This is a genomic window from Gluconobacter wancherniae NBRC 103581 (genome assembly GCF_007988885.1).
Taxonomy (GTDB): Bacteria; Pseudomonadota; Alphaproteobacteria; order Acetobacterales; family Acetobacteraceae; genus Gluconobacter; species Gluconobacter wancherniae.
The window spans coordinates 645545-669816 of record NZ_BJUZ01000001.1 but is presented as its reverse complement, the minus strand read 5'-3'; the positions used below and the strand labels follow the sequence as shown (position 1 = coordinate 669816).

Annotated in this window: 25 protein-coding genes; 5 read left to right on the top strand and 20 right to left on the bottom strand. The window is 57.4% G+C overall.

What is annotated here, in order from left to right; all coding sequences use genetic code 11:
* Positions 1-94: 94 nt before the first annotated feature.
* On the top strand, positions 95-475 hold the full coding sequence (locus tag GWA01_RS03070) for a hypothetical protein (protein WP_186819439.1): 381 nt from the start codon (positions 95-97) through the stop codon (positions 473-475).
* 3 nt (positions 476-478) lie between these two features.
* Here the strand turns inward: GWA01_RS03070 and GWA01_RS03065 are convergent, their stop codons facing one another.
* Positions 479-1768: a penicillin-binding protein activator gene (locus GWA01_RS03065; protein ID WP_146795464.1), complete on the bottom strand. Its 1290-nt coding sequence runs from the start codon at positions 1766-1768 to the stop codon at positions 479-481.
* 134 nt (positions 1769-1902) lie between these two features.
* Between GWA01_RS03065 and rsmI the strand changes: the two genes are divergently transcribed.
* Entirely contained in the window at positions 1903-2727 is an 825-nt protein-coding gene (gene rsmI / locus GWA01_RS03060) for a 16S rRNA (cytidine(1402)-2'-O)-methyltransferase (protein WP_146795462.1), read from the top strand.
* A 44-nt stretch (positions 2728-2771) separates the two neighbouring features.
* Here the strand turns inward: rsmI and GWA01_RS03055 are convergent, their stop codons facing one another.
* From GWA01_RS03055 to GWA01_RS03040, 4 genes are all read right to left on the bottom strand, one after another.
* Positions 2772-3407 (bottom strand): LolA family protein, encoded by a 636-nt coding sequence (locus GWA01_RS03055; RefSeq protein ID WP_146793889.1) that lies wholly within the window; start codon positions 3405-3407, stop codon positions 2772-2774.
* 4 nt (positions 3408-3411) lie between these two features.
* Complete coding sequence (gene mbfA, locus GWA01_RS03050) at positions 3412-4368, bottom strand: iron exporter MbfA (RefSeq protein ID WP_146793887.1); 957 nt, start codon at positions 4366-4368, stop codon at positions 3412-3414.
* A 1-nt stretch (position 4369) separates the two neighbouring features.
* A complete protein-coding gene (locus tag GWA01_RS03045; protein WP_146793885.1) occupies positions 4370-5746 on the bottom strand; it encodes a glutamate--cysteine ligase in 1377 nt (458 codons plus the stop codon).
* Positions 5747-5832: 86 nt separating this feature from the next.
* The gene (locus tag GWA01_RS03040; protein ID WP_146793883.1) at positions 5833-6573 is read right to left on the bottom strand and encodes a 16S rRNA (uracil(1498)-N(3))-methyltransferase; all 741 of its coding nucleotides are present in this window, start codon (positions 6571-6573) and stop codon (positions 5833-5835) included.
* 37 nt (positions 6574-6610) lie between these two features.
* Between GWA01_RS03040 and ubiA the strand changes: the two genes are divergently transcribed.
* Both ubiA and GWA01_RS03030 read left to right on the top strand, forming a co-directional pair.
* The gene (gene ubiA, locus GWA01_RS03035) at positions 6611-7528 is read left to right on the top strand and encodes a 4-hydroxybenzoate octaprenyltransferase (RefSeq protein ID WP_146793881.1); all 918 of its coding nucleotides are present in this window, start codon (positions 6611-6613) and stop codon (positions 7526-7528) included.
* Complete coding sequence (locus GWA01_RS03030; RefSeq protein ID WP_146793879.1) at positions 7525-8172, top strand: class I SAM-dependent methyltransferase; 648 nt, start codon at positions 7525-7527, stop codon at positions 8170-8172. The genes ubiA and GWA01_RS03030 overlap by 4 nt, the downstream gene beginning before the upstream one ends.
* Here GWA01_RS03030 and GWA01_RS03025 read toward each other — a convergent pair.
* From GWA01_RS03025 to GWA01_RS03005, 5 genes are all read right to left on the bottom strand, one after another.
* Complete coding sequence (locus GWA01_RS03025; protein ID WP_146793877.1) at positions 8147-9535, bottom strand: MFS transporter; 1389 nt, start codon at positions 9533-9535, stop codon at positions 8147-8149. The two genes, GWA01_RS03030 and GWA01_RS03025, sit on opposite strands and share 26 nt — an antisense overlap.
* 6 nt (positions 9536-9541) lie before the next feature.
* Positions 9542-10954, bottom strand: coding sequence for a sugar porter family MFS transporter (locus GWA01_RS03020; RefSeq protein WP_146793875.1), 1413 nt, complete (start codon positions 10952-10954; stop codon positions 9542-9544).
* 169 nt (positions 10955-11123) lie between these two features.
* On the bottom strand, positions 11124-12494 hold the full coding sequence (der, locus tag GWA01_RS03015; RefSeq protein WP_146793873.1) for a ribosome biogenesis GTPase Der: 1371 nt from the start codon (positions 12492-12494) through the stop codon (positions 11124-11126).
* A gap of 3 nt (positions 12495-12497) precedes the next feature.
* The gene (locus tag GWA01_RS03010; RefSeq protein WP_186819437.1) at positions 12498-13901 is read right to left on the bottom strand and encodes a PQQ-binding-like beta-propeller repeat protein; all 1404 of its coding nucleotides are present in this window, start codon (positions 13899-13901) and stop codon (positions 12498-12500) included.
* On the bottom strand, positions 13898-14581 hold the full coding sequence (locus tag GWA01_RS03005) for a tetratricopeptide repeat protein (RefSeq protein WP_229316003.1): 684 nt from the start codon (positions 14579-14581) through the stop codon (positions 13898-13900). Before GWA01_RS03005 ends, GWA01_RS03010 begins: the two co-directional genes overlap by 4 nt.
* A gap of 242 nt (positions 14582-14823) precedes the next feature.
* On the opposite strand from GWA01_RS03005, the gene GWA01_RS03000 reads away from it, so the two are divergent.
* On the top strand, positions 14824-15126 hold the full coding sequence (locus GWA01_RS03000) for a hypothetical protein (protein WP_146793870.1): 303 nt from the start codon (positions 14824-14826) through the stop codon (positions 15124-15126).
* Between the two features lie 13 nt (positions 15127-15139).
* On the opposite strand, the gene GWA01_RS02995 is transcribed toward GWA01_RS03000, so the two are convergent.
* Genes GWA01_RS02995 through GWA01_RS02950 form a run of 10 tightly spaced genes read right to left on the bottom strand, consistent with a single transcriptional unit; the run spans position 15140 to position 24250 of the window.
* Positions 15140-15517, bottom strand: a complete 378-nt coding sequence (locus tag GWA01_RS02995) for a hypothetical protein (protein ID WP_146793868.1) — start codon at positions 15515-15517, stop codon at positions 15140-15142.
* Between the two features lie 45 nt (positions 15518-15562).
* Entirely contained in the window at positions 15563-16882 is a 1320-nt protein-coding gene (locus tag GWA01_RS02990) for a dihydroorotase (RefSeq protein WP_146793866.1), read from the bottom strand.
* A 36-nt stretch (positions 16883-16918) separates the two neighbouring features.
* Positions 16919-18685 (bottom strand): asparagine synthase (glutamine-hydrolyzing), encoded by a 1767-nt coding sequence (asnB, locus tag GWA01_RS02985; RefSeq protein ID WP_146793864.1) that lies wholly within the window; start codon positions 18683-18685, stop codon positions 16919-16921.
* Positions 18685-19761: a glycosyltransferase gene (locus tag GWA01_RS02980; RefSeq protein ID WP_228118299.1), complete on the bottom strand. Its 1077-nt coding sequence runs from the start codon at positions 19759-19761 to the stop codon at positions 18685-18687. The genes asnB and GWA01_RS02980 overlap by 1 nt, the downstream gene beginning before the upstream one ends.
* Positions 19762-19797: 36 nt before the next feature.
* On the bottom strand, positions 19798-20709 hold the full coding sequence (locus GWA01_RS02975; RefSeq protein WP_146793860.1) for a glycosyltransferase family 9 protein: 912 nt from the start codon (positions 20707-20709) through the stop codon (positions 19798-19800).
* Positions 20709-21395 carry a DNA polymerase III subunit epsilon gene (dnaQ, locus tag GWA01_RS02970; protein ID WP_146793858.1) on the bottom strand — a complete coding sequence of 229 codons (687 nt, stop codon included), beginning with the start codon at positions 21393-21395 and terminating at the stop codon, positions 20709-20711. Before dnaQ ends, GWA01_RS02975 begins: the two co-directional genes overlap by 1 nt.
* On the bottom strand, positions 21392-21997 hold the full coding sequence (gene coaE, locus GWA01_RS02965) for a dephospho-CoA kinase (protein ID WP_146795455.1): 606 nt from the start codon (positions 21995-21997) through the stop codon (positions 21392-21394). The genes dnaQ and coaE overlap by 4 nt, the downstream gene beginning before the upstream one ends.
* A 4-nt stretch (positions 21998-22001) precedes the next feature.
* A complete protein-coding gene (locus GWA01_RS02960) occupies positions 22002-22832 on the bottom strand; it encodes a shikimate dehydrogenase (protein ID WP_146793856.1) in 831 nt (276 codons plus the stop codon).
* Positions 22829-23593, bottom strand: coding sequence for an N-formylglutamate amidohydrolase (locus GWA01_RS02955; RefSeq protein WP_146793854.1), 765 nt, complete (start codon positions 23591-23593; stop codon positions 22829-22831). Before GWA01_RS02955 ends, GWA01_RS02960 begins: the two co-directional genes overlap by 4 nt.
* A 12-nt stretch (positions 23594-23605) precedes the next feature.
* On the bottom strand, positions 23606-24250 hold the full coding sequence (locus GWA01_RS02950; protein ID WP_146793852.1) for a TlpA disulfide reductase family protein: 645 nt from the start codon (positions 24248-24250) through the stop codon (positions 23606-23608).
* Between the last annotated feature and the right edge of the window lie 22 nt (positions 24251-24272).

Sequence of the window (24272 nt, the reverse complement as noted above, 5' to 3'; positions counted from 1 at the left end):
TGCGATTGTGAAAAGCGCATTTGACGAACTAGCCTGACCTTATCGCTTCCAACCGGGGCTTTTCGTTCTGGTTTTTTTGATGAGGACCTTCCTGATGGCGCAGGTAACTTCGCTTCTCGAACTCTCTCACCGCAGCGTGAGCAGCAATGTCGTTCTTCTGCGACAGGGTCTGCTTCCACGCCACCGGGAATATCTTTCGCGCTGGCTGGATGCCGGTCTGCGAATGGGTCTTTTTGATGCTGAAGTCACCACGTCAGAGCGCGTGGTCGACATGGACGGCAACGCACCTGTCGATCACGTTCTGGTATGGGTCCGCGAGAACCCCGATCCAGCCTATATGCTTCGCCCGCAGGGTATGCGCTGGATCCTGATCGATCAGCTGCGCAATCATGAGCTTGGCAGCTACGCCAGCTTCGAACTGGCGCTTCACACGATCCGCCCTGTTCTTCCGCTGGCTGAAATCGCCGTCGCCTGAGCCTCAGCTCGGGCGAACAGCAATCTCCCGAGACGCTGGAACAACGATCCTTGCCCCGCCACCTGGCTGAATCTGAAAAATCGCCAGGGCACGTGTCACATGACCATCCGGCAGAAGACGGAACAGACCGTCCACTCCCATAAATCCATCAGCACGTGTCAGGCCCTGCGCCGTCACACCCCCCTGCTTGATCAGAGCGCCTGAAAGAGCCGCCGCATCATACGAAAGATCCGTCACAGGCGATGGCGGCTGATGATAGACGGCGCGATACTGCGCAACATATCCATTGCGATCACGCGCATCCGGAGCGGCATACCAGGCGCCATGCAGAGCACCGAGCTTGCCGTCGAAAGCCTTCCACAATGCTGGCCCCATAATCTGGACATTGCTGGCGTCGATATGATCGGCCTTCAGCTCGGCAATAACCTGCGCGAGCGCCAAACCCGTATCTGCGAGAACAAGACCATCAAATGGCGGCGGCGGAACAGCCACCGCAGGAGCTGGTGCGGCCGGAGCAGCAGACACGGGAGCGGCAGGAGGCGCCTCGGCTACAGGATCAATAGCTGACGGACCATCGGCAACAGGTGGCGCCACGACCGGGGCAGTAGCGGGCATGCGCGTGTCGATCGCAGAAAGAGTTTTTAACCCGCTGACAATGCTCTGCGGATCAGCAGAGTGATAGACAATTTGGGGGACCGCAAGACCTGCATCCTGGCAAGCCCGCACCAATCCGTCTCCCGTGGCATGACCGAGAGCATTATCAGGCAGGAAGGCTGCGAAGGTTTTGCGGCCGGTAGCACGTGCAGCATCAATCATGCGGCGCACCTGTTGCTCTGGCGTCAGACCCAATACCCAGACACCGGGCCGCGCATTGCCGGAATCACTGGTAAAAGCCAGTTCCGGCAGGCCAGCATTCAGCGCAACTGGAGATACCATTGCCGTGTCAGTGGCGGTCAATGGCCCCAGAAGTATTGCGTCTCCATGCGCTACAGCATCATTGACAGCCTGCAACGAACCACCAGGACCATTGCTGTCATGGATATCCAGTTTTGGAGAGCCGTGGCTCGATAGGGCAAGCACTGCTGCATCCCGCATCCGGGCGCCAATCACAGCGTTCCGACCCGTTAGCGGAAGGATAAGCCCCACATCATGTGAGGCATTTGCGCTATTGATACTTCCGGGAACACCGTTCACACCCGGTCCTGGCGGCGTGTTGCCCCCAGCACAGGCGGCAAGTGTCGCCAGTGCCCCAGCCGCCACACTGATACGCGCGCCCTTGCGCAGACGAGCCATCGGGCCAGAATAGGTACCGACGAAGGCCACCGAGGATGCAGATGTCCGAGAAACCATGTTCCGCTGAAACTCCCTTGAGCACTACGCCTGAAATCCCGCTGGACCGTGATCCGGCAGGAGGAGGGCGTCTGATATTGGTTGCAACGCCAATCGGCAACCTTTCCGACATCAGCGAACGCGCCATTGAAAGCCTGCTTTCCGCAGATGCCATCCTTTGCGAGGACACCCGCGTTACAGCAAAGCTCCTGATGGCGCGAAATATTAGCACACCTACCAGAACGCTGCACGATCACAACGAACAGGAGCGCATACCGTTCCTGATCCAGCAACTCGAAAATGGAAGCAGGTTTGCGCTGGTTTCCGACGCCGGAACGCCGCTCGTGTCAGACCCTGGCTACAGGCTTGTCAGAGCGGCGATTGCAGCAGGCATCGAGATCACCTCAATCCCCGGACCAAACGCCGTCGTCACCGCTCTCACACTTTCGGGTCTGCCTCCCCTGCCGTTCATGTTTCTGGGCTTTCCACCCAAGATGGAAGCACGCGTTCGGGCATTCGAAGCTCTTCGGGCAGGCGAGCAGGCTGGGATTCGTTCCACGCTGATCTGGTATGAAGCCCCCCATCGACTGGTCGACACATTAAAAGACCTGATTGAGGTGTTCGGGCCAGCTCGTGAAGCCGCAGTTGGACGTGAACTCACGAAGCGTTTTGAGGAAATGGTGCGCGGAACGCTTGCGGAGGTTCTGTCGCATTTCGAGCAGACAGCTCCGCGTGGCGAAATCACCCTTCTGATCGGGCCGCCGGCCGAAGACGACAGTGGCGCGGATGATCTGGACCGTCATCTGGAGGAGGCATTGGAAACACATTCCGTAAAGGATGCCGCAGCCCTTGTTGCCGGGTTCATCAAGCTTCCCAAACGGACCGTTTATGCCCGCGCTCTGGAACTCTCCAGAAAGCGATGAAGAAAACTGGTGGTGCGGTATTTTTCCGTCCCACCAGAAAAAGATCAGTTTTCAGCTTTTGGCAAAACAAACAGGGACTGCGCGACTGCACCTCCGAGATGCACGTCGGAAAGCGCGATCGTCGTGGAACGACCTTGCGCATCCTGCACAATCCAGCCGAGCAGTGCCAAGGGAGAATCGGACAGAAGCAACGTCAGATTGCCCTCCCCCGGATTATCCGAACGCTCCAGCGTAACGTGTAACTGGCCTGAGGTATGCTCGAATCCGGTCACCGTAACATCGCCGGAGAGATGCAGGTCAGGGCGCAGGAGCAGCCCCAGCGGCGTGCGGTCCAGCGGGATCGTCGTTACCTGCCCCACGCTACGGTCCTGAAATACAACACGCCCGTTATTCGCGACGAGCAAAAGCGGACTCGGGCTATCATAATCGAAGCGCATCTGCCCCGGCCGACTGAGCGTCGCTGTGCCAGACGTCGTTTTTCCATCCGGTGCCGTTTGTAAAAAACGAGCCTGTAGCGTCGTGATCGACGCAAGCGTGTCCTGAACGCGGGCTACCCTACCCTGATCAGCAGGACGGAGCTGTGCGGGTACCGCCTGAGCGAAAGCCGCAGACGGAAGTGCCATCATGGGCGAAAGAGCCAGAGCAAATAAGCTGGCGCGTAAAATAGAACGGTTCATCATGGTCTCAGGAACTTCCAATCAGCACGCCGGTTGCAAAAACCAAAGCTCCACCCAGTAAGACCTGAGCGAAAGCAGACGCAAATGGAGTGTCCTGATAACGCCATCGAATCCACGAAATCAGGCTCAGTTCAGCGGCAACCGCGAAAATGGCAACGCCGAAAGCGGCATGAAATTCAGGAACAAGAAACGGCAGCGTATGCCCTATCCCACCGCCGAAAGTCATCGCACCACAAATCAACCCGCGCAGCAGCGGTGCGCCACGGCCTGAAAGCTTGCCGTCATCGGCCAAACCCTCAGCCAACCCCATGGAAATGCCCGCGCCTACAGACGCAGCAACACCCACGAGAAAAGCCGCATGAGTGCTGTGCGTTGCGAATGCCGCTGCAAAAACAGGGGCAAGGGTCGAGACCGAGCCATCCATGAGGCCAACAAGACCAGGCTGCACGATCCGCAGCACGAAATCGCGCCGACTGCCCTCATTCTCATTATCCCGCTGATCATCACTCAGGCGGCGATCAGCGATTTTCCTAGCTTCGATCTGATGCCGTTCTTCCTCGGACGCCAGATCCCCCAGCAATTTGCGCACTTCCGCATCTGTGGTCTGAGATGCAGCCTGACGATAAAAGAGCGCTGCTTCCCGCTCCATTTCGGCGGCCTGTGCACGAATGGCTTCAATACCGCGATTTTGCATCTGCCAGGCAGATTTTCGCACGGGAAAACCACGCACGTCCTGTCGGCGCACAAGGGGGATATGATTTCCAAAACGCTGAACGTAGAGATCGATCAGCTGCCGGCGATGCGTATCCTCTTCCAGAACCATATCCTGAAATATGGCCGCACTGCCAGGGTAATCCGTCTGAAGCATCTGGGCAAAATCTGCGTAGATATGCCCGTCCTCTTCTTCGCTCGCGATGGCAAGCGCGAGTATTTCGCGCTCCGTAAGATCAGAAAGCTTCGGCACGTTATACGGCTGACTCTGTAAAGATCGGCTTCACGTTTCCGCCCCACGCACCCTCATAAAGAGCAAGCCAGTATTCCGCCTGATTCGGGCCGCCTTCTGCGATCAGATGCAGGGGATCAAGATAATGCGCCTCATTGCGAACACGCGCGCGAAGCCCCTGCTCGGCCAGTGCGATCACCCGCTTTGCAAGCGCCTTCAGACCACCCGGGAACGGAGCATTCATTCCGAACTGCGGTACCTGCGCCCGCAATTGCGTATAAGCCTCCCAAGGCTGCTCCTGCACAAGCTTTTCAGCTTCCAGCAATGTTGCCGGATCATAAAGCAACCCAACCCAGAGCGCAGATTGCGCAACCATCAGTTCGGGCTTTCCAGCATCGGCTCCACGCATTTCAAGAAACTGCTTGAGGCGAACATCCGGGAAAACAGTTGTCAGATGGTCTTCGAAATCGCCGATCGTGGGCGTAAGACCTTCAAGGCCGGGCTGCGCCTCACCTGCGAGCCAGCGCCGGAACGAGCATCCTGAAACGTCAATATTTCTGCCATCCCGCGCCACGAAATACATCGGAACGTCCAGCACCCAGTCGATATACTGCTCAAAGCCAAATCCTTGCTCGAAGAAAATTGGCGGCTGGCCAGCACGCTGATTGTCGGTGTCCGTCCATATCCGGGCACGGTTGGACATGTAGCCGTTTGCTTTACCATCAATGAAGGGAGAATTCGCAAACAGCGCAGTTGCCAGAGGTTGAAGCGCCAGCGAGACGCGCATCTTGCGCGCCATGTCTGCTTCGTCCCCAAAATCCAGATTGACCTGAACCGTACAGGTGCGAGCCATCATATCCAGACCAAGAGAACCAACCTTGGGCATGTAATTGCGCATGATCCCATAACGGCTCTTGGGCATCCACGGCATCGCCTCACGCGTCCATAGCGGCTGGAATCCCAGTGGCGAAAAGCCCAGTCCCAGTTCAGACGCAGGTCCGCGGATCAGGTCAAAATGTTCCTGCATCTCGGCCTGTGTTTCCTGCAGGGTCTGAACGGGAGCGCCCGACAGCTCGAATTGACCTGCTGGCTCCAGCGAAATCGAACGACCTCCCTGAGCCCCCTCTCCCTTGAGGCCAATCAGGTGCTCACCATCATGGATGGGAGCCCAGTCAGGGCCTTTCAGGGCATGCAGAAGCGCACTGATACCTTGTGGTTCATAGGGCGGCGGGGAAAGAGGCTCACGTCCATCAGCGCGGGATGGCAGAACGAAGCCGAACTTCTCGTGTTCTGTGCCGATCTTCCATTCAGCCCGCGGCTTGCAGCCTCGCGCCAGGGTCTCGACAAGCTGGTCCCGATTCTCGATCGGAGCCGAATTGGACTGGCCGGGATTTGACATGGCGTTAGGCCTCGTCTTTCAAATCGTTGTTCGATAATGATTGAACTTGTAGCAGGTCAGGACGTCCTGTCACCTCCTGCAACATGTTAAAACCCCCTAGCCACAGCAAGCCTTACAAGGCCTGCACAGACAGCGGTCTCAGCCTTCAGGATCAGGGACCCGAGCGATATGCTCCTCACAGCGGGATGACGCTTCAACAGCGCAACCTCTGCCTCTGAAAATCCCCCTTCAGGGCCGATCAGAAGCGCCTCTCCGCTCACTGTTCTCGTTTCTTCCTGCTGGCGTTCCAAAGCAACACAGAGTGCCCTGCCTTCGGGCCACTCCGCGAGCACCTGCCGCAGAGGCGAAAGAGGCTGAATATGTGGCACATCCAGCCGCTCGCACTGCTCTGCCGCTTCTTCGGCGATCAGAAGAAGGCGGTCTGCGTTAAGCCTGTGGGTATTCGTCCGTTCCGTGACGACCGGCCGGAAAGACGTCACCCCAAGCTCGGTCCCCATCCGGATAACGAGTTCAGTCGCATCACGTTTCAGGGGAGCAAACAGAAGTTCCACGCCTTGTGTCGCGCACTGCGGCCGTTCGAGGTTTCGCAGCACCACACTCCCTCGGTCTTTACGCAGCGTATGAATACGCGCGCTCCACTCTCCATCGCGCCCGTTGAATACCCGGACCGCGTCGCCCACAGAGTGGCGCATGACGTTTCCCAGGTAGTGGGCCTGCCCCGGAGCAAGCGAAATTTCACATCCCTGCGTAAAGGTCTCACCCTCCGCAGAAAGATACAAACGTGGATCAGATCGGCTCATCCTTTCTCGATACCGCGCATGGGCCATTGACGGAAGGCGCCTCCGCATCCCATCACATCCAACCATGACCAACAGTAGCGTTCATACCGATATCCACCTGGCAGGCCGCATCGCCAGATTGCCCGAGCCATGGCGCTCATATGCCCTGCTTGCACGGCTCGACAGACCCGTCGGAACGTGGCTGCTGCTCCTGCCCGGTATCTGGGGAATCTTCCTCGCGACTGGCGCTTCTCTCCAGACACGCCTGATTGATACGCTTCTCTTCGCGATCGGCTCCCTCGTGATGCGCTCCGCAGGGTGCGTCGTAAATGATATCTGGGATCGCGATATTGATGCACGGGTCGCCCGGACTGCTGGCCGCCCTTTGGCAAGCGGCGCGCTATCGCTTCGTCAGGGATTTTACCTGCTCGCAATCCTGCTGGCATGCGGGCTCGGCATACTCCTTTGCCTGCCTCCGATCTGCTGGGCTTTGGCTCCACTAGCACTGTTTCTCGTGGCACTGTATCCCGCAGCAAAACGCGTTACGTGGTGGCCACAACTCGTCATGGGATTCACGTTCGGTTTCGGTGCTCCGATGGGGTACGCGGCCTGCGCCAATGGCCTCGATGGCAATGGCATCCTGCTATATGGCGGTGTTATTCTCTGGCAGCTTGGCTTTGATACAATCTATGGCTTTCAGGATATGGAAGATGATGCGCGGATTGGCGTGCGATCCACATCCCGTTTGATGGAAACACAGGCCCGCCCCTTCATCGCTGCATGCTATTCATTAATGCTTCTCGCACTTGGCCTGACAGCCATTCATGCGCATCTGGGCTGGCTGTTCTGGCCATTTTTCAGCATCGCGTCCGTGCTGCTGCTCAATCAGGCACGGATCGTCAATCCATATAATGCCCCGGCCTGTCTTAAGGAGTTTCGACGCAACGTCCCCATCGGAATGCTGCTGGCCGCAGCTTTCATAGCGGGTCGTATCTTCGGATGACCCCACAGGAATTCATCGCCCAAAGCACTATTGTTGAAAAAGCCCCCCTCGTCCCTGAATTGTCGCTGCATCTGGCCACTGAAATCACGCCCATCTGGCTGGCCAGTGAGAGCTACCTGGAACAACTGGGAATAGAACCTCCATTCTGGGCTTTCGCTTGGCCGGGAAGCCAGCTCATTGCCAGATTCATCATCGACAACCCTGAACGCGTAAGAAATTTGCGCGTGCTGGACGTTGCCTGCGGCTGCGGTCTTGCAGCTATAGCGGCAGCCTATGCAGGTGCGAAAACCGTCGAGGCCAATGATATCGACCCTATGGCTCTTGAAGCCACAAGCCTGAACGCATCGCTTAACAGCACGCCTGTTCATATTCGCGCCGGAGACATGATCGGCACCATTCCGGACTGTGACCTGATGGTCGTGGGAGATGTCTGTTACAACGAAGCCATGGCAGCACGGATCGTGCCATGGCTGCTGGCATGCGCCAAAAGTTGTGAGGTCTGGCTGTGTGATCCCGGACGCCACTACGCCCCAAAGCTCTCGCTGAAAGTTCTGGCCCGCTACGACGTGCCGACCGCTCAGGAGTTGGAGAGCGCGACGTCACGCTCAACCACACTCTTCAGTCTACGAGATATTTCCGGCTAGCGCTCAAAGCACAGCCGACGATCGAGACAACCATCGCACATCCCAGGCAGATAAAAGCCGGATGCGGGAAAACCGTAAATAATCCGGCCACAAGCAACGCACCTAATGTCTGCCCAGCCAGACGCGCGACGGATAACATGCCACTCGCGCCCCCTTCCCGACCTGCCGGTGCTGCAACCATAATTGCGCGATTATTGGGAGGCTGAAAAAGCCCAAATCCCATGCCAGCCAAAAGCGTACGCCACGCAATATCGAGATTGCTGGCGTCCATGTTGAGCATAAACAGAAGCATAAAACCAAACGCGGTGATGCCCATACCTATGGAGGAAAGGACCGCAGCCGGAAAGCGGTCAGCAAAGCGCCCCACGACAAAAGACATCGTCGCGACACCCACTGCCCACGGGGCAATCAGCAGCCCGATCATGGATGGGCCTCGGTGAAACGCACTCGCCAAAGTAAAAGGCATTGCTACGATGTAGAGGTTCGATGAAACGAACCCCATAAATCCTACCATACAAGCAAGCAGAAAGGGACGACGGGCCAGAAGGTCAACAGGCACAGTGGGCTCACGCCGACCACGCTGATATCGGAGCAGCAACACCCAGGAAATTATCCCGCCGCCAGTCAACCCAATGCCCGGGATCATATCTGCATGCATGAGACTGTCGAGACCAACCCCACACAGAGAGAACGAAGCAACGGTAAGTAACGAACCAATCGTATCAATCGCCACATTATTGCGCGGGGTCTCTGGTAACGCGAGATGCGCCAATATCATGGCAGCAACGGCAAGCGGAAGGTTAATCCAGAAAATCCAAGGCCAATCCGCAACCGAGAGCACCAGTGACCCAAGCGAAGGACCAAGAGCAACACCAATGCCAATAAACAGGCCATTGAGTGCAATACCCCGCCCGAGTTCCTCATGCGGATAAATGAAACGGACCAATGCAATATTCACACTCATGATGCATGCACCACCTACCCCCTGAAGCGCTCGGGCAAGTGTCAGTTCAAGCAGTGTGTGGGACAGGGCGCAGGCGACTGAGGCAATCAGAAAAAGCAGAATGCCAAACTGGCTCATCCGCGCGAAACCAAATCTCGCCCCCATAGCGGCGAGCGGAAGAAGACAGGAAAGATTGGCCAACTGATAGGCGTTGACCACCCAGATCGCCCGAGACGATGGAGCGTGAAGGTCCTGCGCTATGGAAGGCAGAGCCACATTGGCGATGGCATAATCAAGGATAGACAGCATCAGCGAAAGCAGCACTGCCGACATTGCCTTCACACGCCGGGCCCCATAGAGGCCCGCATGTCGCTGCGGATCGTATTCGCCGCGCAGGCTGTTTACGGTCGCAGCTTTCATGATGTTCTATCGCCCCAGATCACGCAGGCGTTTGCCTGCAAAAAGATTGGCTTCAATCGTTTCGAGGGAAACCCCTTTCGTCTCAGGCACCATGAAAAGTGTCATGAGAATGAAGAGACCATTGAAGACCGCAAAAAGAATAAATGTGGATGACGCACCCATAGCGACCATCAGAAGCGGGAAAGTTTTGGAAATAGCCCAGTTCGCAGACCAATTTGTAACGGTAGAGCATCCAATCCCAAAATCACGTCCGCGCGTTGGCTGAACTTCGGAACACAGCGTCCAGACCAGAGGCCCCTCGCCGATGGCGAACCCTGCCACAAAAACCAGAACCAACCCACAGAGAACCAACTGCATGGCGAAAGTTGTAGCGCCCACACCCAAAAGAACGCCAACACCGAGCAAAGATGCTGCGGCAATGGTGCAGCTCAGAATCAGAAGCGGACGACGCCCCCAGCGATCGACAAACGCGATAGCAACAGCCGTGAAAGCCATGTTCGTCAAACCCACGAGCGTAGTCGCCCATATGGCAGCGCTGGTGCCAAAATGTGCTGCCTGAAAGACGCGTGGTGCGTAGTAAAGCAGTGCGTTGATACCCGTGAGCTGCTGCATGACCTGAAGAAGCATGCCCAAAAATACTGAACGACGGAAATGTTTGTTTTTGCGGAAAAGGCCAAAACCCGCATCGGAGCTATGCTTGATACGGGCCTGAATGTCCTGGAGTTCAGCTTCAGCCACCTCTTCGTCGGAGCGCAGATTCTGAAGAACCTTGCGCGCGCTTTCCGTGCGTCCCTTCATCATAAGCCAACGGGGGCTATGAGGCAGAATCAGAACAATCCCGAGGAAAATGGACGCTGGAACAGCCATAATGCCCAGCATCCAGCGCCAGTGGCCACCGTCGGCCAGAATGCTGTCTGACACGAAGGCCAGAAAAATCCCGAGGGAAACCATGAGTTGGTAGAAAGAAATCATGGAACCACGAGCAGATTCCACAGTGATTTCCGAAATATACAACGGTGCAGCAAAGGCCGCGATACCCACCGCCAGCCCCAGGAACACCCGCCCCAGAATAAGAACCGCAGCAGATGGCGCCAACGCGCACAAAAGCGTTCCGGAAAGAAATAGAACTGCGGCACCAAGCATGGCACCCGTTCGCCCAAAACGTACAGAAATGCGCCCGGCGAACAGCGAGCCAAATGCAGCGCCCGCCATCATAGACGAGACGATCCAGCCCTGAAGGGCATCAGTCGCATGGAAATCTGTGGATATAAAAGGCAACGCACCCGCTACGACACCGGTATCAAGACCGAACATCAAGCCTGCTAGTGCTGCCAGAATACCGAGCGCCGTAGCCCGTTTGGTGCTCCGCTGTGCCTGCCCTGCGGCGACATCATTGCGGACCGCGGCGATCCCAACCATAACTTATCAATCCTCGCTCCTAGCCCGAGCAGGGCCTATGAAAAGAGGACCCTTCTAAGGACGAACGAATACGTTAACCAGATACAATCGAGGAAAAAAACCCAAGCTTTGCGTTACCGTATTGAAATATGATTCTGCCATGCGGGTTTCGCATGGCAGAATAGGCATCTTATTTGTCTGCGTACGGATTTTTTGTTCCACGCAGCTGCAAGCGGATCGGCGTCCCTGGGAGATGGAAGGTCTCTCGCAGGCCGTTCACCAAATAACGCTTGTAAGCTTCCGGCAGAAGCTCGGCACGCGTACCAAAGAGGATGAACGTTGGAGGGCGCGACTTGGCTTGCGTCATGTAGCGCAGCTTTAGACGACGGCCATCCACGAGAGGTGGCTGATGACGATCCAGCGCATCCTCGAACCACCGATTTAGCTCACCCGTTGTCACACGGGAATTCCAGACCTCATGAGCACGACGCACTGCCGGAAGCAGCTGATTGACGCCCGCACCCGTTAGCGCAGAAAACGCAACAACTGGAATACCGCGCATCTGGGCAAGCGACGTCTCAATGCGATCGGAAATTGCCTGTCGCGTAGCGCCACGATCCACGACTGCATCCCATTTGTTCAACGCCAGAACACAGGCACGTCCCTCGCGCTCAATGAGACGTGCGATCTGCAGATCCTGCTCATGAACCCCGAGTGTTGCGTCGATTGTCAGCACGACCACTTCAGCCATTTTCAGGGCTTCGATGGAGGCTGAAACGGACATCCGCTCAAGGGCTTCCTCAACACGGGCACGCTTGCGCATCCCAGCCGTGTCTACAAGCTTGATTGGGCCGACTTCGTCGAACAGATCTACGGAAATAGAATCCCGCGTCAGGCCTGCTTCAGGGCCGGTGATCATGCGTTCTTCGCCCAGAAGGCAGTTGAGCAGCGTGGACTTACCCGCATTAGGACGACCGATAATCGCAAGACGAAGCGGCCCTGCAGGTCTCTCATCCCCTTCTCCGGGACGGCCGCCACGCTCTGCACGCGGCGCATCCGGGAGGCGATCTGCGATCTCGCCCATGAGATCAGCAATACCCTCACCATGCTCCGCAGAAAGCGCGAGCGGTGTGCCCAGCCCCAGCGAGTATGCTTCAAGAGCCGCGTTTGTGCCTGCCTGACCTTCAGCCTTGTTCGCAATCAGCAGAACAGGCCGGTCCTGACGACGCAGCCAGTTCGCGAAATGCGCATCAGCCGGCGTAATGCCTGCACGGGCATCAATGCAGAACAGAACCAGATCTGCCTGCGCCACCGCAGATTCAGAGGAAGCGCGCATCCGCCCAAACAAAGTGTCTGGTGCAGATTCTTCCAGACCGGCTGTATCGATCAGCCGGACCATCCGGCCACGCAACTGGGCGTCACCTTCCTTACGGTCACGGGTCACGCCCGGCATGTCAGAGACCAGCGCCCTGCGCTGACCGACAAGCCGGTTAAATAAAGTGGATTTCCCGACATTCGGGCGCCCGGCGATTACTACGACGGGCAGTTTTTCTTCAGTCATCTATCAGCCATAAGCCCGCAGGTGGCCGTCCTGGGTCAATGTGAGCACAACACCGTCACAGACGATGGGCTGCACCTGACAGGGGGCCGCAGTTTTGCGGGTCAGTTCCAGTTTGCCGCTGACGGCGTCCACAATGGCCATACCCTCTTCAGGCAGGGTGGAGAAACAGAGCAGCTTTCCATTTACCAACAGCGGTCCGACCCACTGCAGCGCATCTTTCTGTACATTTTCGCGGCGGAAGCGACGCAGCTGCGAAATCCAGCGCACATGACCTGAAAGACGATCAATGCACGCAATCTGCTGATCAGTGGACAGGACATAGAGCCAGTCGCCACAGATCGTCAGAGGGTTTTGACCGCTGACTTCGCGCTCCCACAGTCTCCGGCCCGATCGCATGTCGATTGCTACAAGCACCTGAGACATGGAAACGGCATAAGCTGTCCCCCCAACGATGACGGGGGCACCCCTTACGCATGAGAAATCAAGCATACCGCCACGGCCATTGGAGCCGCCAAGGCTGTCACTCCAGACCATTTCGCCCGAGGCAGCACGAAGTGCGACCAGATCGCCGCTGCCAAAACCAGCGAGGATGACACCATCAACAAACGCCGGTGCGGCCTGACCGAAAATAACGGTGTCCGCTGCTGTCGCTTGATAGGACCAAACCTGACGACCCGTTGTCGCTTCCAGTGCAATCAGACGCTCATCAATCGTGCCGAACACGACCAGTCCGCCAGCAATGGTAGGAGCGGAACGACCAGGTGTTCCAAGATCAACCGCCCATTTGATTTTTCCGGTTGCGGCATCGAGCGCAACCGTCTGCGCAACACCATCAACGACGTAAAGCGTATCGCCATCAATGGCGCTACCACCACCAATATTGGTGGAGCGGGACTTCTTTGGTGCAGTCTGGCGTGACCAGATCTGCTTCATTCCCGGCCAAGTCCATGCACGAACGACACCCTGGGCGTCGGTCGTGAAGATGCGGCCATTCCCCACAACTGGCGGGGACTGAATCGCGCCCCGATTGGTGGGCATGATCGCAATCATCGACAGGAAGCTTGTCGGATTGACTTCGGCACCGATCGAGCGGTTCCACAGCGCGTGATCACCATTCCACACCGCATTCACTGCAATATGGCTCGGGATACGACCGACCTGCAGGCATTCCGTAACCGGCTGCGGCGCAGGCAGGGTGATAGGCGTGTGATCTTCCTTGTCGATCGTCAGCCCGGCACCAGTCGAAAGAATGTCGATGCGATGTCCCATGACGATGGGCTTGGCATCATCATCAAACAGGCCGCAACCACCCAGCGCAGCAAGAGCACTGCCGGAGCATGCGGCCTTCAGAATACCACGACGACTGAGAGACATACGCCCTCCTGCATTGGAAGAACGGCGAATCATCCTGCGTCTCCGAAAGTCTCAAGCAGGGCCTGCGCACGTGCGCGGCTACCGGCAGTTGCCGTGTCACTGTTTGCAAGCTGTGTCAGAAGACGGCGTGCTTCCTGATGGTTGGCATCCGTAGAGCCAGGACGCAAATCAAGCGCTACAAGACCTTCCTGCGCAAGCGAAGCCCATGGACCGCCATTTTCCTGTGCAAGGGCTTCATATCCGGCACGAAGAGTTTTGGGGTCTGCGGTATTCGTCTGGGCATTCAGCAACATGTAACGTGCCATGCCGCGAAGGCCCTGATCTGCCTTGGTGTCGTCGGCAACGCTTTGCCAGGACTGAACTGCACCAGCCGTATCGTGAGCCTGCATTTTCATGTCAGCCACGCGCATTGCCGCGAACGCACGAACACCAACCGGCCCATGAACAGCCAGATCCGCAAATGCAGCTTCTGCGCGGTCGGTCGCAGCCTTGTCGTGTTTGGGATCTGCAAGGGTCTGAAGCGTTTGGAAATAGCGGGCCGAAGCCACACGCTGCGCCTCATGCCTGGAGTGAGAACTCCATGCCCAGGCACCGCCGCCAATTGCTGCTACAACCAGCACTCCGCCAGCCAGGGCGCCAAAACGGCGCGCCATGGCCCGCAGACGCTGAGCCCGCATTTCCTCGTTCACCTGCGTGATGAAATCGTCAGCCACCTGGTCCCCTGTTGGATCGGTATGTCACTTGAGAGCGGAACCATACAGGTCAAGGGCGTTTGCGGCAAACGCTTCACGCACACACCCGTCATGTGAAGTGCATCTTTACGAATAAGTTCAGTTCCAGAGCGGACTTCCGCCCTCGCATTCTGAAGCAAAATTCAGGCGGCGAAATATGGACCCGACGAAAATATTTCCTGACATTGAAGCTTTGTTAAGGTCTCGAAACGCATAAAAACCGCATGAAAAAACTGTTCATGCTCCTGTGTCTTGCCAGCACCTTCAGCAGCCTTGAAGGGTGCGCACCGGATCGTATCGCCTCTGCTGTTACCGGCAGACAGTGCAACACAGCTTTTCTGTATGATGACGAAGATTTCTGCTCCCGCCCTGTAGGGCCGCCACCGCCTCAGCCTTACTGCACTACAGGGTTTGAGGGAACGAACTGTTATGCCCGTCCGGATCTGATTCCCAATGTGGCTCATCAGACCTATGAAGGCCCCACTACCCTGACCCCTACTCAGAATCAGGAGCGCATGGGCCAGTAGTCTTTAGCAGCGTTCAGTGATTTCCAAGCTTTTTGCCCACAACGGCCAGTTGGGTAGAAAGCTTCTGAAATGATGAGGCAATGCGCTGCTGAACAGCAGCACTGCCTGCATGGATATGTGAAATGCGCGCGCTGGCATCCTGGCTTATCGCCGTCTCTTCACGATTGGCCTGACCTGATACGCAAGCGTTATAGACACGGGCCGCTTTTTCATAAGCCGTCACCTTGTCAACGCTATCGTTATACTGTGCCACCGACCCCGCTTTGACGGGAGGGGCCTGCGGCTCCGCTCCACATTTCGGCGCGCTCCACCCTGTATCCGCGTAAGCAGAGCCAGCCGGGCAAGCAATAAAAAGAGACAGGCCGCACAGGGCGACGACGGGACGAATCATGATGCTCCCTTTCGTGATCGAAGCAGTCGGCGCCCTACGCCCAGATCAAGGCGCAAATTTGGCGTAACGCCCGGTTGGCGCCCCAGAAACTTCATCATCCTGCATCACGATCACCCCACGCACGATGGTTACGATCGGCCAGCCTTTGACACGCTTGCCATCAAATGGGGTCCACCCTGCTGGCGACACGATCCAGTCATTCGTGATTTCCCGCTCGGCGTTCATGTCAACAAGCGTAAAGTCTGCATCGAAGCCAACTGCCATCCGTCCCTTGGTCTGCAGACCATAAACCCGCGCCGGACCAGCCGCCATCAGATCAACCAGACGCGCAAGCGACAGCCGCCCCGCATTCACGTGATCCAGCATGACTGGCACAATGGTCTGAACGCCCGTCAGGCCCGCAGGGCATTCTGGCCAGGGTTTGCGCTTGGCTTCCAGCGGGTGTGGTGCGTGATCCGAGGAGACAACATCCACGCGGCCATCACGGATCGCCTTCCAGCTCGCATCGTAATGGTATGCGTCGCGGAGCGGAGGGTTCATGACCGCAAGGCCGCCTAGCTCTTCATAACAGTCAGGAGCCACCTGCGAGAGATGATTGACCAGCACTTCTACCGTTGAAACATCCCGGAACCCCGCCAGATATTCCAGTTCCTCTGCCGTTGAAACATGCAGAATATGCGCAGGCCTGCCCGTCCTGCGAGCGATGGACATGATCCTGCGTGTCCCTAGGAACGCACATTCGACATCGCGCCAGACACTATGCATTTCATATGGCTGACCCGTGTGGAACTGCGACTTGCGCTCCTGAAGGCGGTATTCGTCTTCAGAATGAAATGCGACGCGACGGTGCCCGGACCGCATGACCGCTTCGATCCCTGCATCGTCTTCAATCATCAGGTTGCCGGTTGAAGAACCGGCAAAAACCTTGATCGCACAGACACCCGGTTCCTGTTCAAGCATAGCCAGATCAGGCGTGTTGTCGCGGGTTGCGCCGATATACATACCGACGTCCACATGCGCGACTTTTGCAATTTGCTCGCGCTTCCAGTTCAGCATGTCCTTGTTGGTGACAGCCGGTGAGGTGTTTGGCATGTCGAATACCGTCGTGACGCCACCGAGCGCGGCAGCACGCGTTCCGGTTTCCAGCGTTTCAACAGCCGCATTTCCCGGATCACGCAGATGGACATGACTGTCGATCAGGCCCGGCAGGACATAAAGACCTCTGGCGTCCACAACACGATCTGCCTCGTCATGGATGCCCACCGAGAGCGAAGCAATCCGGCCGTTGCTTACACCGATATCCGCATCCGCCTCTCCCCAAGGAAATACGCAGCGCCCGCCGCGGATAATCAGATCGTATTGCATTTTATTCTCGCTATTTTTCGTTGTCAGGGAACGCGCTCAGGCAGCGCGGGACAGGGTATCGAAAACATCACCGTCTGCCGGAATGCCCTCGATGTGATGTCGGTGCCAAAGGGCATAGAACAGGAGCGTCCAACTCTGGCGCGCATGTCTCCTTTGAGCAGCACTCTCAAACAGCTTCTGGACCTTCTTCGCAGGCATAATCTCGCGAATACATGGCTGCTGGCTGACGAGAAGCCCAAGCTCCTTGCCCCGCCCTTCGATCCAGTTTCCTATCGGCACTGTGAAACCCTGCTTAGGGGCAAATGGGCGTGACTCCGGCAGGGCATCCTGCAGCCATCGACGTAAAATCCATTTACCGTAACCATCACGCAGCTTGAAGCGATCCGGCATGGACCAGACTGCCTTCGCCACCACAGGATCAAGCAGAGGTGTTCGACCCTCTGCGGAATGCGCCATCAGGCAGCGGTCCAGTTTGATCAGCAGATCATTGGGCAGCCACTCGCAGACATCCAAAGCCTGTGCGGCCTGAAGACCGGAAAGGCCCTGTGCCATTTCCGTAGTGGCCATCCCATCGCGCCAGTGCCTCCCGCGCCCCGGAAGACGCCGACCAAACGTGCCGGAACGATAAGTGGATCGACCACCCTTCCACCACGGCTTCAGAGCACGCCGATAACGCCCGTAGCCTGCGAAAAGCTCGTCCCCGCCCTCCCCACTCAGGATGACGGTAACGTCCTTGCGCGCTTCACGGGCCAGAAACCATGTGGGGATGATGGCATAATCCGCCACAGGGTCATCCATACACGCCACAATGGCGGGAAGATCGCGCCAGACCATCTCTTCGGAAACTGTCAATACGTGGTGCTCAGCCCCCACGGATGCGGCCAGATGCGCTGCGGCTGCCGTCTCGTCCGCACTGCCCTGATCAAAGCGAGCGGTCCATGTTTTCGGGTGCTTCAACCCAAGTCGATGCACGGCCGCCAGAATAGCCGAGCTGTCTATGCCGCCGGAAAGAAACAGGCCAAGCGGCACATCCGAGCGCAGATGCGCCCCCACACTGTCCATGAGCGCCGCATCCACACATGCAAGAGCCTGCGCGTCTGTCATGCTCTCGAAAGGCGTTAGAGAATCGCAAGCCTCGGAGAGGACATGGCGGCGGTGCGTCGCCATGACACGTCCATCCACGATCCGCAGTGATTCGCCGGGAAGCACACGCCGAATACCCGGGAAGATCGTCTTGCGGCCGGTTGTAAACTGAAGCTGCAACAGCTCGTCACGAGCGGCTGGGCGCACTGTTCTCGACCCAAACCCCGCAGCCAGCAGCGCCTGTGCTTCGGATGCGAAGGCGATCCCTTCCTCATATTCGGCAACATAGAGCGGCTTGATACCAAACGGGTCACGCGAAAGCACCATTTCCTGCTGGCCCTGCCCACACTCCAGTGCAGCGATGGCATACATGCCCCGCAGCTCTTTTGTGTATCCCGAGCCATCACGAAGCCAGAGATACAGCGGCGGCTCGCAATCGCTGTGTGTTTTGAAGGTCGCAGAGGCAAATGTGCTGCGGATTTCCCGGTCATTGTAGATTTCGCCATTTGCGATCAGACCCGCATTCCCATGAAGAATCGGCTGCGCACCCCCTTCAAGGTCTACGATGGAAAGACGCCTGTGCTGGAGGGCCGCACTCCCCTGCACGAAACGACCCGCACCGTCCGGGCCACGATGAGTAATGGCTTTGGCCAGACGATCCAGAATTTCAGGGTCTGGCGTTGTTCCCGGGCGCCCGAAAAGACCCGCAATACCGCACATCAGAGGCGCCCTCCGTCCAAAAACGCAGACCACCGCGCCATCACGACATCTTCGGAAAATTCACGCTCGAACCTTTCCCGACCGTTGCGTCTCAAGATCGACGCAAGCGCAGTATCCTCAAGAATGCTCCCGATCTGCTGGGCAAACGCAGAAGCATCCTCAACAGGAGCAAGAAGGCCATCCTGCGTGTTTTCCAGAATTTCCTGTGGGCCCTGAATTGCACTTCCCACTACTGGTACACCCGCAGACATAGCCTCGATCACGACATTGCCCAGTGGCTCGATCCGTGATGGACACACCAGAACATCACAGGCTTTAAGCCAAGGGGCACTCTGCGCGATCCATCCCGGCATATGCACCCGCGAACTCACATTTTCAGATCGTGCCAGTGCTTCCAGCGCCTCACGCTCAGGCCCCTCGCCCGCGATCACAAGGTGGACACCCGGAAGCTCAACCATCGCCCGGATCAGAACGTCGAAAGCCTTGTTTACGTGCAGGCGCCCAAGCGCAAGAACAAACGGGACATCAGGCGGCAGGAAAGATGGTCTCTCTGCTGCCACATCGGCAAAGTCAGTCGCAAAATTCGGGACGTAATGCACCTTATCCGCGGGCCAACCCTGCTCTTTCATCCACTGGGCAAGCCCACGGGTATTACCAATCAGATGCTCACAGCGACGATAATTCGAAAGATCATAATACCCCCCCAGACGCCCGGCCGTCACCCATGCTCCCTTGGGCATCATGCGTGCCGCGCGGCTCATCCAGGCCACCGCGATATCAGGCTGAAACAGCTTGAACGAGCGCCTAAGCATCGGAGTGGTCAGAACATCCAATGCCCCCCCGAAGCGGAATGTTTCAACATCCACACCCCGCTCGCGCAGACGCTGCTCGCGGTCTGGATTGCGGCGAATTAGCGCTTTAACGGCCCGTCCACTCTGGCTCTGACGGCTGGAAAGTCTTTCAAAAAATAGCTCGGCGCCTCCATGAGCGGAACCCGCCATGACATGGGCCACGCGCGCCGGACGCTGCATTGAGGCAGAGGAAGCGCCGCATTCCGGCTTGGAAATACCTGTCATCCTTCCTCTATCGGGCATGGGACTGCTGTCTTCAAGTCATGCAACTTCGCCATGAAGGTTTTTGGCAATCACCGCCTTCGCGGCGTCCAAAACCACCTGCACACTCAGTCCATCAATTGGCGCTCCTCCCTCAACGCCCGGTGCCGCGACAAAATCCGCACACACACCCGCAGGGGCATATTCAGAAGCTTTGGAAGGGCCAAAGAGCCCGAGTGTTGGTGTGCCCGCTGCGGCAGCCAGATGCATAAGGCCGGAGTCATTCCCAACGAAAAGCGCACACCTCCCCAATAGTGCAGCCACTTCACCCAAGGTGCGATCTCCCCCCAGATCCACAGCCTCTGGCACTGCCTGCAGCACAGGCTCGGCGCGGAGCTTCTCAGCCTCGCCCGGCCCGTAAAGGACGATGACGCGAAAACCCTCTGCCTGCAGGGCGCGCGCCACCTCGACAAAGCGTTCTGCGGGCCAGATTTTTCCATCCCAGTTGGCCGTGGGACCGAGTGCACACCACTGGTGCTCGCTGGGAAGAAGAGCTTCAGCCGTCTCGCTCTGAACCTTAGAGATCCAGACGCGCGGCATCGGAGCAGGCAGGTACCCCAAAGCAGAACCAAGCTGCTCAACCCGACGCCCTGGCCTGCGACCACCACGGACAATCACACGGTGCTTTGTTCGCAATCCATAACTCAGCAATGACCCACGCAGGTCGACCACCATAAACCAGCGACGGCGGACACATTCGCACCACAGATCCAGCCAGTGACGATCATGGCGCTTCTTTTCCATTACAATAATCCGCTCGCAGCGCGGATCAGCCGAGAAAAGACCTGCCGCCACGGGGCCGCATACGATCGTAAACATGGCGGAAGGAAAACGCTGTTGAAGCCTGTCGAGAACGCCCGTCGAAATAACGGCGTCGCCCAGCCTATTCGACGTAATAAAAAGAATACGCATTACGGCCGACGCCACACCGGGTCCTTGAGTGTGTCGACAAATTCCTCGTGAATCCTAAGTTCCTCAGCCGATGGGAGCGCCATGGGACGCGGCGTACGGTTCGCCAGCGCTTCCAAGCCCCCATTGCGGCTGCGGTTACGGGCTGGTCCCGCCAGACCAAGGCCGCGCTGTCGCCCGCCCATCAGCTCGACATAAACCTCCGCCAGCAGGCGGCAATCCAGCAGCGCGTTATGGGTGCCACGCTGCGAAAGGTCTATTCCAAAGCGACGGCACAGCGCATCAAGACTCGCAGGCAGGCCAGGATATTTTTTCCTCGCCATTTCCACGGTATCAATTGCGCGACTTGCATAATCGAGCGGCTCTCGGCCTGCCTTCTGCAGTTCAGCATTCACGAACTTGAAATCGAAGCGCGCGTTATGCGCGATCATCGGGCTGTCCTTGATGAATTCCAGAAAGCCATCTGCGATCTCAGGGAATTTTGGCTTCCCTTCCAGATCCTCGATTGTAAATCCATGGACCCGCGTTGCTTCGGCCGGGATATCCCGTTCTGGGTGGATCAGCACATGATAGAATTCGCCGGTGGGTAGATCATCAATCAGCTCCAGAGCCGCAATCTCGATGATCCGGTCTCCCTCGTCCGGGTCAAATCCGGTGGTCTCCGTGTCGAACAGGATCGAGCGTTTCATGCACCCTCACGCAACTGGTTCAGCAAAGCGTGGACCTGCCGGGCAGCATATCCACGAGAAAGGCCGGTGCGTATCACGATGTCCGCCCGGCGTCTGCGCTCATGATCGGGCATCTGGCGTGCAAGCAGCTTTTCCGCCTGTTCAACGCTCATCTTCCCTACCCCCTGACCACGCTGCCGGATACGGGAGAGGCGCGTACTGCGAGGTGCCGTAGCAACAACAACCACATCGCATGCACGATCTTCACCGATCTCCATGAGCAGCGGAATATCCAACACGCAAAACGCCTCCCCCCGCGCACGGCAGGTGCGGAGGAAGCGCTGGCGTTCAGAACGCACAAGCGGATGCATGATCTGTTCAAGCACTCTGAGTCGCTCCGGCTGACCAATAACGACGGCACGCAACGCTGCCCGGTTCAGGTTTCCGCCATGAACCGTTCCGGGAAACGCATTTTCAATTGCGGGCAACGCTTTGCCGTTTTTTTCCTGCAACGTCCGGACGGCAGCATCGGCGTCAAATACCGGCACACCTGCCTTGCGAAACAACGCCGCAACCGTACTTTTGCCTGCTGCCATTCCGCCTGTCAGGCCGATAATGCGCATCCGATCAGCGCAAACTATCCGCCAGAAGCTCGAACGTAGCGTCATCGGCCTGCGGATCATACCCGAACCACGCCCTGAAGCCCGCTCGCGCCTGATGGATCAACATTCCAAGACCATCCACCGTTATCAGCCCACGCCTGCGTGCAGCGAGCAGCAATGGTGTTTCCCGTGGGGTATAAACAATATCAGTCACACACAGATTTGGCCCGGACTGTATGAGCGCTGCATCCCAGTCCATGTCCTGACGTCCATGCATCCCAAGTGAAGTGGCGTTCACGAGCAGCGAACAACCCGGCAGAAGCGAGGGCCAGTCAAACCATTCCACGGCCTCCCCTTCTCCAAGAGCGGAAATCATGGCTTCCGCACGCTCCATTGTCCGGTTCGCGATGATGACCTCACACCCGCGATCAAGCAGCGCCGCAACGACTGCACGCGCAGCACCACCAGCACCCAGCACCAGTGCACGCCCGGAAATCTGAACGCCATGCGCCGTCAGGTTGTCGCAAAAGCCAGTACCGTCCGTACAGTCTCCAATGATCTGGCCGTTTTCAAAGACAATCGTATTAACCGCACCTGCACGCTTCGCCGTATCTGTCAGCTGGTCACAGGCACGCATGGCTGCTTCCTTGTGCGGAATGGTTACGTTCACGCCCCTGAAACCTGCAGCACCAAGCCCGCGCAGCGCAGGCTCGAACAGTTCGGGCTTGGTCGAAAGCGGTACGTAGGCCCCATTAACTCCGTGCACCTTACACCAGTAATTATGCATCATCGGAGAGCGTGAATGTTCAACCGGCCAGCCCATGACACCAGCCAGCTTCGTCTTTCCGTCAATCACGATTCAATTCTTTCCCACACCTGCGGCAAAAGACGCGCGAGGCGTTCAGCCCACGCTTTCTGACCGTCCTGCCTCGCAATCAGGTCCTGACGGATTTCCAGTTCCAAGTAAGGAAGCGCGTTACCTTCAGCATGACGCGGCACGGTATAGTCGGACGTAGCCGTAAGAACATAGGGCTCGTTATCGCCCACGCAGAGATCTCCCTCCTGATTCAACAGATCGAGCATAATCCGAGCAGTTTTTGTGTCCTTGTGATGAAGAATCCCGACATGCCAGGGACGCTTCTTTCCATCCATTTCCGGCGTAAAACTGTGAAGAGAGACCAGCAGGGTTGGTCTCGTCGCCCGCTCCTTCAGAATGCCGGAAATCGCATCATGATAAGGGTGTAGAATTTCCAGCTCCCGCCTCAGACGACAGCTTTCTTCCGCAGCGCGGTTCACCGGTACGGGCGTATAATCACTAACATGTGGAATGGACGTTGGGTGACCGGGGGCTCGGTTGCAGTCAATTACCAGGCGTGAATATGCCTGCTCCACGAGCGCACAACCGAGGCTGTCCCTCAGAAAACGACCGACACCCAGAATCCCGATATCATATGCGATATGCCGCTCCCAATCGTGATCGGGCACACCCATATCTCCGAATATCGTGGGCACGGCACGACCGGCATGATCGCTTACGAGAACAAATGGAGAGGGCCTGCCCTCAGGAAAGAGTATGACCGGCGCCGGATCTGCGGCGCCGAGCAAAGAGACAGTCATCAGAAGCTTCCGTTATCCGGCCAGAGCCTCAAGAGTATGCCGGACGCCATCTGCAGACCAGTCCAGATTACCAATGGATTCCGCAACGACCTGCCCCTTTGCATTCAGCAGCAGAGAACGCGGCACACCATGCAGGGACATCGAATCTCCTTTTTGCGTGGTGACTTCTTCAGGATTCGTCTGCTTCAAAGAAGCCATCATGGCTGTGTTATCCGCAGTTTCCATCATGACAGACGACATCGGATCGACAAACAGAGGCAGCGTGTCGATGCCATGTGCATTATAAAATGCACGGACCTTCGCAACCGTGCTGCCGCGAACAGCAACCGTGACAATCTGCGGCCCGGCCTGCCCAAGAGCCTTCGCTGTCGCATTTACCGATGGCAGTTCCTTAATGCAGGGCGGGCACCATGTTGCCCAGAAATGCAACACGAAAGGCTTTCCGTAAAACCGTGACAAAGGAACATCATTTCCCTGTTCGTCTTTGACTGAAAGCGGCGGCAGTGACTTGGGGACGGACAACACACCAAAGGAGTGAGGCGCAAAAGGTGTGCCCTCTGCAACGACTTCCGGCGTAGCCGCACGCGCAATGCCACCCGCAACGAAGAGACCTGCAGCACCGCTGAGAACATGGCGACGTGAAAGAGAGAAAGACATTTCCTGAAAGCCCTGCTGCTGA

Excerpts from the sequence above, each read along its gene's own strand:
- GWA01_RS03070 (WP_186819439.1), top strand. The coding sequence starts at position 95 with ATGGCGCAGGTAACTTCGCTTCTCGAACTCTCTCACCGCAGCGTGAGC.
- GWA01_RS03065 (WP_146795464.1), bottom strand. The coding sequence starts at position 1,768 with ATGGCTCGTCTGCGCAAGGGCGCGCGTATCAGTGTGGCGGCTGGGGCA.
- GWA01_RS03055 (WP_146793889.1), bottom strand. The coding sequence starts at position 3,407 with ATGATGAACCGTTCTATTTTACGCGCCAGCTTATTTGCTCTGGCTCTT.
- GWA01_RS03045 (WP_146793885.1), bottom strand. The coding sequence starts at position 5,746 with ATGTCAAATCCCGGCCAGTCCAATTCGGCTCCGATCGAGAATCGGGAC.
- GWA01_RS03040 (WP_146793883.1), bottom strand. The coding sequence starts at position 6,573 with ATGGCCCATGCGCGGTATCGAGAAAGGATGAGCCGATCTGATCCACGT.
- ubiA (WP_146793881.1), top strand. The coding sequence starts at position 6,611 with ATGACCAACAGTAGCGTTCATACCGATATCCACCTGGCAGGCCGCATC.
- GWA01_RS03030 (WP_146793879.1), top strand. The coding sequence starts at position 7,525 with ATGACCCCACAGGAATTCATCGCCCAAAGCACTATTGTTGAAAAAGCC.
- GWA01_RS03025 (WP_146793877.1), bottom strand. The coding sequence starts at position 9,535 with ATGAAAGCTGCGACCGTAAACAGCCTGCGCGGCGAATACGATCCGCAG.
- GWA01_RS03020 (WP_146793875.1), bottom strand. The coding sequence starts at position 10,954 with ATGGTTGGGATCGCCGCGGTCCGCAATGATGTCGCCGCAGGGCAGGCA.
- der (WP_146793873.1), bottom strand. The coding sequence starts at position 12,494 with ATGACTGAAGAAAAACTGCCCGTCGTAGTAATCGCCGGGCGCCCGAAT.
- GWA01_RS03010 (WP_186819437.1), bottom strand. The coding sequence starts at position 13,901 with ATGATTCGCCGTTCTTCCAATGCAGGAGGGCGTATGTCTCTCAGTCGT.
- GWA01_RS03000 (WP_146793870.1), top strand. The coding sequence starts at position 14,824 with ATGAAAAAACTGTTCATGCTCCTGTGTCTTGCCAGCACCTTCAGCAGC.
- GWA01_RS02995 (WP_146793868.1), bottom strand. The coding sequence starts at position 15,517 with ATGATTCGTCCCGTCGTCGCCCTGTGCGGCCTGTCTCTTTTTATTGCT.
- GWA01_RS02990 (WP_146793866.1), bottom strand. The coding sequence starts at position 16,882 with ATGCAATACGATCTGATTATCCGCGGCGGGCGCTGCGTATTTCCTTGG.
- asnB (WP_146793864.1), bottom strand. The coding sequence starts at position 18,685 with ATGTGCGGTATTGCGGGTCTTTTCGGGCGCCCGGGAACAACGCCAGAC.
- GWA01_RS02980 (WP_228118299.1), bottom strand. The coding sequence starts at position 19,761 with ATGACAGGTATTTCCAAGCCGGAATGCGGCGCTTCCTCTGCCTCAATG.
- GWA01_RS02975 (WP_146793860.1), bottom strand. The coding sequence starts at position 20,709 with ATGCGTATTCTTTTTATTACGTCGAATAGGCTGGGCGACGCCGTTATT.
- dnaQ (WP_146793858.1), bottom strand. The coding sequence starts at position 21,395 with ATGAAACGCTCGATCCTGTTCGACACGGAGACCACCGGATTTGACCCG.
- coaE (WP_146795455.1), bottom strand. The coding sequence starts at position 21,997 with ATGCGCATTATCGGCCTGACAGGCGGAATGGCAGCAGGCAAAAGTACG.
- GWA01_RS02955 (WP_146793854.1), bottom strand. The coding sequence starts at position 23,593 with ATGACTGTCTCTTTGCTCGGCGCCGCAGATCCGGCGCCGGTCATACTC.
- GWA01_RS02950 (WP_146793852.1), bottom strand. The coding sequence starts at position 24,250 with ATGTCTTTCTCTCTTTCACGTCGCCATGTTCTCAGCGGTGCTGCAGGT.